This is a genomic window from Ehrlichia muris subsp. eauclairensis, assembly GCF_051097115.1.
In the GTDB taxonomy this organism is placed as follows: Bacteria; Pseudomonadota; Alphaproteobacteria; order Rickettsiales; family Anaplasmataceae; genus Ehrlichia; species Ehrlichia muris.
Genome location: NZ_CP118226.1, coordinates 188,037 through 199,710, shown reverse-complemented (window position 1 = coordinate 199,710; position 11,674 = coordinate 188,037). Strand labels below are relative to the sequence as shown.

Genomic DNA, 11,674 nt, shown 5'->3' with positions numbered 1-11,674 from the left:
CTTAGCTAATTGAATTGATTGATGATTAACAATCACCAATCTTACCATTTAATTAATTCTTTTTGCTTACTTGTCAAACAACAAAGGTACATTACGCACCTCATGAGATATAATTTTTAACGATATATGAATGCTATGTCAATACTTATTTTTTTTTTATTTTAATCTTATTTTAAAAATGAATAATAAATATTATATCTCAATATAAATCTATATACTATATCATGCTACCCTACACATTAAACATAACTAATCTCCAAGAAAAATTTACAATGTATTATCACTATCTCAATAGTGTCAGTAATAATTATCTAATCTGTGTTCATGGTATAACAAGAAATTCTCGAGATTTTGATTACTTAGTGAATAATTTATCATCTGATTATAAAATAATATGTCCAGATATTGTAGGAAGAGGAAAAAGTTCATGGTTAGAAGATCATAAATTGTATAATTATTCAACTTACTGTAAGAGCATAATATACTTACTGAGACATTTGAAAATTGATAAAGTAGACTTTCTAGGCACTTCAATGGGTGGAATAATAGGCATGTATTTAGCTGCATACTTTCCTGGTTTAATTAATAAGCTCATCATTAATGATATCGGTCCAGCTATTACAGTATCAGCTTTAAAGAAAATTTCTAAACATATAAATATTAACCCCATATTTAACACAATTACTGAAGCAGAAATATATATAAAAAAGCTATTATACAATTTTGGAATAACGCAAGAAGACCACTGGCAACATATTATTAAGCATAGTATTATACAAAACTCAAACAATACTTACTCACTGGCAGCAGATCCTAAAATAGGTATAGCTTTTGATGAAGAAATTAACAATATAAAAGACACTGATACATGGAGCATATGGGATGTATGGAAAAAAATACAAAGCAGAATATTAGTAATACGTGGAGGCTTATCAAATATTTTAATGCAAACTACACTAAATAAAATGATGCTTTCAAAACAATATATTGATTCTATAGAATATCCTAATATAGGTCATGCACCAGCACTCATGGATAATTACCAAATACAAGATATAAAAAATTGGTTGTTAAGCTAACTTATAAATAACAACTAATTACTAATCACTAAACAAATCAATGATTAATACCTACCATTAACTATTGTGACTTATGATATTGATGAGTATAAATGTTTAATACATACATAATTAGTTGTTGCGATATACCAATAAATAAGTTAGCAATATTTTGATATAAAACAACTAATGTTACTGATTAAATATATCACGTACCAAGCTCATTATATTTTTAGGTAATACATGACAGAAAAACATTCACATAACTTAACAAATAAACAGCTAGTAAATTGTTACTATAGCATGCTACTAATGCGTAGGTTTGAAGAGAAGTCTGGACAACTTTACGGGATGGGTTTGATAGGAGGTTTTTGTCATTTATACATAGGACAAGAAGCTATAGCAGTAGGAATACAAAATGCCATTATAGAAGGAGATGCTATTATCACTAGTTACCGAGATCATGGGTTTATGCTCTCAGTAGGAACAGATCCAAAGTATGTAATGGCAGAATTAATGGGTAAAAGCACAGGCTGTTCCAAAGGCAAAGGTGGATCAATGCATATGTTTAACATAAATAAGCACTTTTTTGGGGGCCACGGTATTGTTGGAGCACAAGTACCTATAGGAACAGGTATTGCCCTTGCCAACAAATATAAAAAAAATAACAATGTTGTATTCGTATGCTTTGGAGATGGAGCAGTCAACCAAGGTCAAGTATATGAATCTTTCAATTTTGCTGCATTGTCGAAATTACCAGTAGTATATGTTATTGAGAATAATGAATATGCAATGGGTACATCTGTGTCTAGATCATCCTACATAACAGATCTATACAAGAAAGGAGAAAGTTTTGGCATCTCAGGATATCAAGTAGATGGCATGGATTTATTTTCCGTAACACAAGCTGCAACAGATGCAGCAAATTATTGTAGGTCAAATAATGGGCCAATACTATTGGAAATGAAAACTTACCGCTATAGGGGACACTCTATGTCAGATCCAGCAAAATATCGATCAAAACAAGAAGTAGAAGAAATAAAAGAAAATAAAGACCCTATTACCAATCTAAAAAACTATCTAGTGTCTAATAATATCATATCTGATGATGACTGTAATAAATATGACAAAGAAATACGTAACATAGTAAAAGAGTCTGTAGATTTTTCACAAAATAGCAATGAACCTGATGCTGATATGTTGTATACTGACATCTACAAAGATTGATGTACAAGTGTATTAGCAACTCCTTTGAACCAGTTTTTACATACTGGAACACTGTAACCGAAATAAATAGTTTGTAAATTTACAAGCACTTAAAAATATAGGATAGGCTCTAACTCATCATGAATCACTCATAGTGAATGGATTTGATTATAATGGAATTTACTGTATACTAAGACTTACATAACAAAATACAAAGTATCAAGACATATTATCAGATAAAAATACAAATAATTTTTTACAAAAGTTTAATAAACTTTTAACATAAGCATTTTATGATCTTCCATACTAAATTTGCATAGATTTGTTGCAAATTCCAATATTAATGTTAGAATGAAGCGTTGTACACTTACTACAAAATATAGATGAAAAATGTAGCAGTAGTTTTTGTTCTGATTTTATTCAGCAGTATAGTCTGTTTTGCTAAACAAGAAGTACGTTCCATAGCACAAGATGATCATATCAAAGTTATTACTTATAACCCCCATGCTATACATAAATACGTAGGTTTTTATGGTTACCAGTCCAGTATATTGTTTGAACAAGGAGAGACCATAGACACCATATCCATGGGTGACTCAACTGGATGGCAGTTACTGCCTAAAGGTAATAGATTATTTATTAAACCTGTATCTGACAAAGCAGATACAAATGCAACCATAATTACAAATAAACGTGTATATTATTTTGAGTTTTTTGCAGAGGAAGCTACAGGACTTGATGATCCAAGGTTGGCTTATGAAGTAAGGTTTATGTACTCTTCTACTGAAAATTTTGCTACAGAAGGTGGCTCTGACATGGTATTTCCAGTTAGTCAACCTGCTATACCAGACCTAACTGATCGTGACGTTGCAAAAAAAGGATTAAATTTTGACTATTTAGTATCACATAACAGGGGAAGCCAGCGAATTGTACCACTCAAAATTTTTGATGACAACCAATTCACTTACATGCAGTTCTTACACATCAATGCGGATTTACCATCAATATTTACCGTGGATTCTGAAGGATATGAATCATTAGTCAACTTTAGAATATCTGGAGATTATGTCATTATTGAGCGAGTTAGCAGTGCATTCACCTTACGTTACGGATCAGAGACAGTATGTGTGTTTAACAACAAGAACAAAAGAACAAAAAAATAATAATATAGTTTCTTATTGTAAAAAGAGTTTTATATATTTAGCGCATGACAATTTTGTTTTTTAGTCATGCAAAATATTTACTAATTATAAGTCATCAAAAAACTAACTTATAGCTGTGATAAGTGTGTATACTCAATGTAAGTGTTCACCACAATAGAAACATTTATAATATTTCATTACTAAATCATTAATACATGGGTATTATAACTTGCATCACTAGTAGTAACTCAAAATATATCTATCAAACAATACTTTTATTAGTATTTTTTATCCTTGCGATAATTTATAACTGTTTTACAATATACAAGTAGCTTTATGAAAATGGTATAAACAATGGTTGAACAAATTGGGGATAGTGAGTTTGAAAACAAGGTTATATCTTCCAATGAGGATATATTAATTTTAGTAGATTTCTGGGCTCCGTGGTGTGGACCTTGTAAAACTTTAGAGCCTCAACTCGAAAAATTAGCACAACAATACGTCGATAAAGTAAAGATATATAAGTTAAATATTGAAGATAATCAGGATGTTGCTATTCGATATGGGGTCAGTGCAGTACCAACCATCCTAATGTTTAAAAATGGAAAAAAATTATCACAAGTTATCGGAGCTGATGTTGCAAAGATAATAAATGAATTAAATAACCACATAAACTAGAATTTCGTACAGATAACTGTACATTATATTAAAGATATGTTTGTATATTTTACTAGAGCTTTTTAGTTTAATGTTTTTAGTAAAATACAAACAAAGATCTTTATAGTGTATTACTATCAACAAATATACCATTAATATACATCACACCTACTAAAGGTCTTTTAGTGTCAGCACTTTTTTCTATACACAACTAGATTGTTCTTTTTAAAATTAGCGCACACGTATTTTACTTGGTGTCTACCATATTATTCTTATTACATCATATCCTTTTTTTATTATATGCTTTCTGATTTTATAACACAAAATTATTATCAAATGATACCCTATAAATCAATATTCCATAATAACGACTCTTTATAGTGTAAATCATTTTCCAAAAAAACATAATAGAGATTGATTTTGCTAAGCTAGTTATTATTTAATCTGACACTTAGTACTGGTATTTCTTATACTTCCTATTAATGATACGCTTTTCTAGATCATAAAGTACATAAATTATAATAAAAATATATATTGTCAACAAATTCAAATGTCACCTAGTAAAGATTTCAAATATTCTGTTCAAATTTCAGCAATTAATAAATGCTATGATTTTTCAAGTAAATACAGACATATATTATAACTTCCTAAGCTCAGAATAATATTAGATGAAACATAAACCAAAATATCACACTACCCATACAGATAAATTTTTAATATTTCCTTATTCTGAAAATATAATAATAACTTCAAACGTTATAAGTGCTAGCCAAGCTTTCACTTTACTATAAATTTTCACTAGAGCGCTATAAATTATAAAAATAAAAAAAACTTTTGAACATTATATACTAGAAACTTTAATATTAATTCTAAAATTGAATAATATTCCTATAACACTTGACCTACTAAATAATTTCCCTCTATCCTTTCTATTTCCACTTCAACAATACTCTGTAATTGCACTTTATTATTAGAAAATTTTACTAAAGCAAAATTTTCTGCTCTACCAGTATCTGATTTTTCAACCACAACCCTTTGCTTTGTATGTAAAAGAGTGTTATAAAAATTATTTAATCTTTTTTCAGCAAATTCTAATAAGTACCTTACACGTCTTTTTTTCACTTCTTGTATAACCTGTGGCATCCTAGCAGCTGATGTACCCTCTCTTCTTGAATATGGAAAAACATGTAAATAAGAAATATTTGCTTCCTCTATCAATTTAACAGTGTCATCAAACATTTTTTCAGTTTCTGTAGGGAAGCCAACTATAATATCAGCCCCAAACGCTACCTCTTTTCTTTTACTACTTATCCTATCACAAAATTCTATTACTTGTTCTCTATTATGTCTACGCTTCATTCTTTTTAGGATTAAATTATTTCCTGATTGTAAGCTTAGATGCAAGTGTGGCATAAACCTAGGTTCATTCACAATAATATCAAGCAGATCATTCTCTATTTCTGCTACATCTATAGATGATAATCTTAATCTATGCAATTGAGGAACTGCTCTCAATACTCTTCTTATCATTGTTCCAAGCATACGTTGACCATAAATATCCAATCCAAAATCGCTGATATCCACCCCAGTAAAAACAACTTCATTATATCCATTATCAACACAATCTCTAACTCTCCCTATAATATCTTCTATGTGTAGAGAACGGTTATTTCCCCTTGCTTTTGTAATAACACAAAAAGTACACTCGTGATTACATCCATTCTGAATTTCAATCAATGCTCTAGATTTACCAGAAAATTCTTTAATTGAATCATGTGCAACTTCTCTTGAATTCTCTATCTTACTTACAATAACTTTATCTGCAGTAAGATAATTTTCATATTTAAGTTTATCCTGATTACCTAGTACCTTAATTACCCCTGGCATATTAATATACAATTCAGGATTTAATTGAGCAGCACACCCTACTACAATAATCTTAACATTAGCATTATTATTATAAAGTTTACGTATCTTAGATCTTACTTGACGCTCAGCTTCATTAGTTACAGCACAACTATGCACAACAACAACATCATCCAACTGAGCTTTTTTTAAGTTATTTCTTATAACTTCACTTTCATAAAAATTTAATCTACATCCAAAGGTAATTACGTCACTCATCACGAATCTCTAATTCATATCAATCAGCATACCCTACAACAAATACGATCTTTTTTTAAAAAACACCAAGGCAATAAAATATGCATTAAGTGCTATCCTTTCCCAATTATCCTTAGCGTAAATTATTACTCACATTATAGAAACATCACTGAAAAAGCGACAATACTATAAATTTTGTATCAAGCAATAATTAAACGTAAAAGTTAGCAACTTTTTTACAAATGTCATTACTTATGATAGCAAGAAGTCTAATCAAAGTAAAATCTATCATCAAATCCTCTATTTTACGCAATAAATTACATAAACAACTCTTTCATCAATCAAACCGATCTAATATAGCCATATATAAACGATAAATTTTTTTCATATAAAAGTGTACACTTTAATAGCCCTAACATAAATTTTCTATAATTAAAGTTTCTATCAATTTTGAATCATACCAAAAATTATATTCATCATCTAGACACTATGATCACGATAATCATTCAACATTATGAAGAAACTTTTTTTATTAAATAATTACACTTTAGTCAGTGCATACAAAAACAGCAAACTTAGATTATAAGTATTATTCAACAAAAGTCACAAATATATAACTTATTACATGATTTCATTCTATATCTTCAATATAGAAACACCATTTTCACTGACTGATAGCATTATAAATTTTATATCAAGACTCATTCTTCTATCAAGACCAGAAGATTCTCAACACTTCCATCCAGATCCCAACCAGATCTAACCTTTTCATTTTCTAAATATATTGCTAATACAAATTTTCTATGATCAGGTGTTTATTAACTTTTGAACTGCCCCAAAAAATTATGCTAACTCACTAAACACCATAATAATTATCAACATTATTAAAGAAATTTTTCATTTAAATAACAACACTCTAGGTAACAGGACAATAGAAAGTTATGTTACACTCACATCAAAATAATTCATGAGTATATAAGTCCTATTCCTTGATTTCTATTTTTAGCTCTATATCTTCAATAACTTTATTACAATATTCATATAATTCCTTTCCAAGACTATAGAGTTCAACACTTCTACCCAAGGTAACTTGACTGGATTCCAATTCCTTTACTATAAGTTCTAACTGCTCTAAAGCGCTTTCAAAAGTATACTCATCATTAATAGACATAAGCTATTATTCATTGTATATATTTAACATAGTAATAGTTTTTTTATACAGAAACAAGTTTAAATATGCGTGCAAGAATATATAAGCCAGCAAAAAGCGCAATGCAATCTGGATCTAACAAGTCAAAAATTTGGAAGCTTGAATTTGAACCTTCATGTACTCAATACGTTGAACCCTTAATGAAATGGACTGGGTCACATGATACTAGACAACAGATTCGTTTATCATTCAAGACCAAAGAATTAGCGATTGCATACGCAATCACACATAAAATTGATTATATTCTTTTACAAGATAACTCATGCACCATAACCCCAAAATCTTATGCTGACAACTTTATAAAACTTAGAGGTACATGAAAATAAATCAGTTTTTATCCTATACCTATAGGTACTAAAATTATAAAATATACAAATACATAAATCAAAGCTCCCAACTATAATTAATAAACTAAAATCTTCAATCAGGAATACAGTAATCAGTTCATAACACTAAACAATTATTACCTAAGTAACACAGTCACACATGATAAATTACTCATTGTATATCGTGTTAGATACAAAAAAACTATTTTGAGAGAAAGATACGAATAGATAAAGATACTCAAACAATCAATTTTCCATAATAAAATTACCACACATATATGTTCCTGCAGTTCTTAGATAACTCACAATTATATAATTGAAAATATTCTGCAGAAAATTTTGTTATTACTACATATTACTCTTCCATAGCATCATGCTAGTTTAAAAATACACAAGCTTTCTTAACAATTAAAATCTTACTTATAAATACATTTTTCACGATTCTATAGTTGTAAAGTAATTCACACTTATGCTACAGTATTTCAAGCATCAGTAGCACGTTAAAAAAATTATGTTTTTTATATTACTATTTAAAATCTTGCCCTTATATATAACAATATTCTTAGGCTTTATCGCTGGTAAATCTCTAAAAATAGATAGTCCTAGTATAGCCAGATTACTTTTTTATATAATGGGTCCAACTGTTATATTCTCTGGAATTTCACAGACACACATCAATTCAGAAATCTTATCTCTTCCTTTTTTAACATGGCTTGTATGCTGTATAATGTCAGCTGTAGTATATTATACTTCTTCTTTTATATTCAGAGATAGTACAAAAAATATATTAGCATTTAGCTCAGGCAGTTCAAGTATGGGTTTTTTCGGATTACCAGTAGCATTAGCAATGTTTGATAATCATACAGTATCCATATATCTTTTCTGTTATGTAGGAATGCTAATGTTTGAAAATAGTTTTGGTTTTTATATCGCCACTCAGGGAATATATACTCCTAAGAAATGCATAATGAAACTCATAACATTACCTGCAGCACATGCTGCCATAGCAGCATTAGTTGTTAACTACTTCCAATTACCCATTCCATTATTTGTACATGATGTTGCAAGTAACATCAGAGGTGCTTACGTCTCATTAGGGATGATGTTATTAGGAATAGCAGTTGCAAATATTAAAACCTTTACCATTGATTGGAAATTCATTTCTATTACTCTGATAATAAAGTATATACTTTGGCCAGTATTAGTACTTGGATGCATCATATTAGATAAATTAACCATACAATTGTATAATAACGATATATATAGAGCACTAATATTACTTGCAATAATACCAATGTCATGTACAGGAATAATATTAGCTACAATGCTAAATAATAATTCTGATAAAACAGCAATTATGTTATTGATCAATACGATTATAGGGTCACTTTATGTACCAATAATGATATCAATATTACTATACGAATAGAAAAATTCATATTTATTTAAAATTATAAGAAGTTACAGTACATGCAGTTCTTTGTGTTAGATTAGTTCTTAAATAACTCCACGCTTATGTCCAAACATCTTTAAGGCTCACGTTGTAATACTACCACTTTAGAAATACCATAAATACGTTCAACCATGACTCTATACCCTACAGGACATACAAAAGCTACTTTCTTTCTAATTCTAACTACAATCACACTATTACTTTTAGTCCAATTTAATTTTATCAACATATTAAGAGTAATATCAGCTAAAGTAGGATTGGTATATGGAGGATCAACAAAAATAATATCATATTGATCAACTGCAACAGGCAATTTTTCAATATCACAACACATGAGTGTTATATCATCTACTACCCCTAAATATTCAGACGTTCGTTTCACCAAACTCAAGTTATAGCGATTTATATCAACTAACAAAGCACTCTCTGCACCCCTAGATAATGCCTCAAATGATAAGGATCCACTACCACAAAATAAATCAAGAACTTTACACCCTTGAATACTCATGCGAGATAATATTATATTAAAAATAGATTCCCTAATTATAGACATGGCAGGACGTGCACTAAGTAATTTATCAGAAAACATTCTCCTACCACGATATTTTCCTGATGTTATACGTAACATAGCAATTAATTATATTTTTCTATTAAAGCATTACTTTTTAAGCTGGATAACAAATATTCACTTTGCATAGATAACTTCTCCATATATAGCCTCTGCTTGATGAAATCAGTATTACCTATATCATCATCAGCTTTACCTTTTGTAATATTACACAACATAATAATATCAACTACTTGACCATCATCAACTTCAACTATTTTACCAACATCACACGATTGCAAAACATTCTGCATTTTTACAGACAAATCTTTCACTTTTACAACAAAATCTAATGGTTCTGGTAATTTAAGTTCCCTCACAACATAACTGAAATTCTCACATGTAGCTTTAGTCTTTAATACCCTAATTTGCTCTAAATACCTTTTACCTTGCTCAGCATCTAAATGCACCTGCTTCAAATCAACATTACTATTTGCAAACTCCATGTTTATACTAGACCTATGTAGTAATTTTACAATCAAACTTCCATACTCGTTCTTTATAGGACCTACTACGTCTCCAACACTCGCTTGAATCAGCTTATTTGCCAAATCTGCATTAATGTTTTTAACATTAATACTAGCTTCTTCAAACAACACATCTTTGTTATTTGCTTTTATAACTTCAGTACTTACTCCATTTTGTAAATCACTAATAATATCACTGATTATATTATCATTTATACTAGCTGGTAGAATTATTTCCTGAATATGTACAGATACATCTACTCCATTAGTTATATGATCTCTATTATCCTGTACTTCCTTATCACTAATAATAATATAAGGTGCTACCTTAAGCATTAATATTTTATTCCAAAGCAGCTTAGATTTCATATGTTGCACAAATAACTTGTAATCCAACCCTTGTGCCTCAATATAAGATTTTAAATCAACATTTCCTAAATTTTTTATCACTAAAAATTGTTTAACAGCTTCTAAAAAATCTTTTTCAGTAACTGTGATTTTAAGCTTTTTAGCTTCTTGCCTCCATATAGATTCATCAATCAAAGCATTTAAGGCTATTTCTTTTACCGCATTACCCTCAACCTTATAAAAAAATTTATTTATAGCAACACGCTTCTCTAAATCCAAATTAGAAATTAATTCATCATTTACTACAGCTACTATCTTTATATCGGCAAAAACATTACTACTATATAAAATAACAAACAATATTAATAACCTTACTGTATGATTAAGCATATGAATTATCATTTAACAAGTTCTCTCATAAACTTTATATAAAAATACAGTAATGTCAAAGACTCTTTGACAGAGTAACACTTTCAAAAAACTAATAAGTAATAATTAATTTCAAAATAAACACACTTGCTAAATTACTAAAATGAAAACCCCAAGCAAACTTTTAGAAAGTGATTAGATACAACAGCTCGATACACCATGCTATAAGAATACCATTGATCTAAGACAATTATACAATAACAACATGTATATTTTTACAAAAAGCACCTTAAAACAATAGTACAAGTTACAACAAAACACCATTACAATAACTCATGGGCGAGTGACCAGGATTGAACTGGCGACTTTCAGTACCACAAACTGACGCTCTACCAACTGAGCTACACCCGCCATCTAATAATGGAATATCTTTATTTTTATCATAATAAATGATCAAATACAACATAGAAATACTTTATTAAGTACATAAATTACATTTTAGTAACCAAAAACAAGATAAAAATCATCCTACTTATACAGTAGTGTTTGCTAATAATATATTTAATAGTTCCACAAATCTATAATAAGCTAAAATTACATAATTTACAAACGAAATAACATTCATTACAAACACCACGTAGAAGTATCCTTAATCATTTTGATGTTCTATCAATAATAGCTACTGATTCCTATCATATTAAAATATAGGAAAGATATTCATAACCATA

10 protein-coding genes and 1 tRNA gene are annotated in these 11,674 nt (G+C 29.1%); 6 read left to right on the top strand and 5 right to left on the bottom strand.

Annotated features, from left to right (window positions below):
* The first annotated feature begins 272 nt into the window (after positions 1 to 272).
* From PVA18_RS00850 to trxA, 4 genes are all read left to right on the top strand, one after another.
* Positions 273 to 1,079, top strand: coding sequence for an alpha/beta fold hydrolase (locus PVA18_RS00850; protein ID WP_231568508.1), 807 nt, complete (start codon positions 273 to 275; stop codon positions 1,077 to 1,079).
* A gap of 222 nt (positions 1,080 to 1,301) precedes the next feature.
* On the top strand, positions 1,302 to 2,285 hold the full coding sequence (gene pdhA / locus PVA18_RS00845; RefSeq protein WP_045804898.1) for a pyruvate dehydrogenase (acetyl-transferring) E1 component subunit alpha: 984 nt from the start codon (positions 1,302 to 1,304) through the stop codon (positions 2,283 to 2,285).
* A gap of 362 nt (positions 2,286 to 2,647) precedes the next feature.
* A complete protein-coding gene (locus PVA18_RS00840; protein ID WP_045804899.1) occupies positions 2,648 to 3,427 on the top strand; it encodes a TrbG/VirB9 family P-type conjugative transfer protein in 780 nt (259 codons plus the stop codon).
* 333 nt (positions 3,428 to 3,760) lie between these two features.
* On the top strand, positions 3,761 to 4,084 hold the full coding sequence (gene trxA, locus PVA18_RS00835; RefSeq protein WP_045804900.1) for a thioredoxin: 324 nt from the start codon (positions 3,761 to 3,763) through the stop codon (positions 4,082 to 4,084).
* A gap of 867 nt (positions 4,085 to 4,951) precedes the next feature.
* Here trxA and mtaB read toward each other — a convergent pair.
* Together mtaB and xseB are read right to left on the bottom strand one after the other, a co-directional pair.
* Positions 4,952 to 6,187 (bottom strand): tRNA (N(6)-L-threonylcarbamoyladenosine(37)-C(2))-methylthiotransferase MtaB, encoded by a 1,236-nt coding sequence (gene mtaB / locus PVA18_RS00830; RefSeq protein WP_045804901.1) that lies wholly within the window; start codon positions 6,185 to 6,187, stop codon positions 4,952 to 4,954.
* A gap of 961 nt (positions 6,188 to 7,148) precedes the next feature.
* Positions 7,149 to 7,337 (bottom strand): exodeoxyribonuclease VII small subunit, encoded by a 189-nt coding sequence (gene xseB / locus PVA18_RS00825; RefSeq protein WP_045804902.1) that lies wholly within the window; start codon positions 7,335 to 7,337, stop codon positions 7,149 to 7,151.
* Between the two features lie 65 nt (positions 7,338 to 7,402).
* Here xseB and PVA18_RS00820 point away from each other — a divergent pair, with 65 nt between their 5' ends.
* On the top strand, positions 7,403 to 7,696 hold the full coding sequence (locus PVA18_RS00820) for an ETC complex I subunit (RefSeq protein ID WP_045804903.1): 294 nt from the start codon (positions 7,403 to 7,405) through the stop codon (positions 7,694 to 7,696).
* A gap of 517 nt (positions 7,697 to 8,213) precedes the next feature.
* Complete coding sequence (locus PVA18_RS00815) at positions 8,214 to 9,131, top strand: AEC family transporter (RefSeq protein WP_045804904.1); 918 nt, start codon at positions 8,214 to 8,216, stop codon at positions 9,129 to 9,131.
* A 100-nt stretch (positions 9,132 to 9,231) separates the two neighbouring features.
* Here the strand turns inward: PVA18_RS00815 and rsmD are convergent, their stop codons facing one another.
* From rsmD to PVA18_RS00800, 3 genes are all read right to left on the bottom strand, one after another.
* Positions 9,232 to 9,783 (bottom strand): 16S rRNA (guanine(966)-N(2))-methyltransferase RsmD, encoded by a 552-nt coding sequence (gene rsmD, locus PVA18_RS00810; protein WP_045804905.1) that lies wholly within the window; start codon positions 9,781 to 9,783, stop codon positions 9,232 to 9,234.
* A gap of 5 nt (positions 9,784 to 9,788) precedes the next feature.
* Positions 9,789 to 10,967, bottom strand: a complete 1,179-nt coding sequence (locus PVA18_RS00805; protein ID WP_045805031.1) for a SurA N-terminal domain-containing protein — start codon at positions 10,965 to 10,967, stop codon at positions 9,789 to 9,791.
* A gap of 317 nt (positions 10,968 to 11,284) precedes the next feature.
* Positions 11,285 to 11,357: transfer RNA gene (locus tag PVA18_RS00800), tRNA-His, on the bottom strand.
* Positions 11,358 to 11,674 lie beyond the last annotated feature (317 nt).

What these genes read in the sequence shown, in the direction of transcription:
- PVA18_RS00815 (WP_045804904.1), top strand. Translation starts at nt 8,214, where the DNA reads ATGTTTTTTATATTACTATTTAAAATCTTGCCCTTATATATAACAATA.
- PVA18_RS00805 (WP_045805031.1), bottom strand. Translation starts at nt 10,967, where the DNA reads ATGCTTAATCATACAGTAAGGTTATTAATATTGTTTGTTATTTTATAT.
- pdhA (WP_045804898.1), top strand. Translation starts at nt 1,302, where the DNA reads ATGACAGAAAAACATTCACATAACTTAACAAATAAACAGCTAGTAAAT.
- PVA18_RS00840 (WP_045804899.1), top strand. Translation starts at nt 2,648, where the DNA reads ATGAAAAATGTAGCAGTAGTTTTTGTTCTGATTTTATTCAGCAGTATA.
- trxA (WP_045804900.1), top strand. Translation starts at nt 3,761, where the DNA reads ATGGTTGAACAAATTGGGGATAGTGAGTTTGAAAACAAGGTTATATCT.
- PVA18_RS00820 (WP_045804903.1), top strand. Translation starts at nt 7,403, where the DNA reads ATGCGTGCAAGAATATATAAGCCAGCAAAAAGCGCAATGCAATCTGGA.
- rsmD (WP_045804905.1), bottom strand. Translation starts at nt 9,783, where the DNA reads ATGTTACGTATAACATCAGGAAAATATCGTGGTAGGAGAATGTTTTCT.
- PVA18_RS00850 (WP_231568508.1), top strand. Translation starts at nt 273, where the DNA reads ATGTATTATCACTATCTCAATAGTGTCAGTAATAATTATCTAATCTGT.
- xseB (WP_045804902.1), bottom strand. Translation starts at nt 7,337, where the DNA reads ATGTCTATTAATGATGAGTATACTTTTGAAAGCGCTTTAGAGCAGTTA.
- mtaB (WP_045804901.1), bottom strand. Translation starts at nt 6,187, where the DNA reads ATGAGTGACGTAATTACCTTTGGATGTAGATTAAATTTTTATGAAAGT.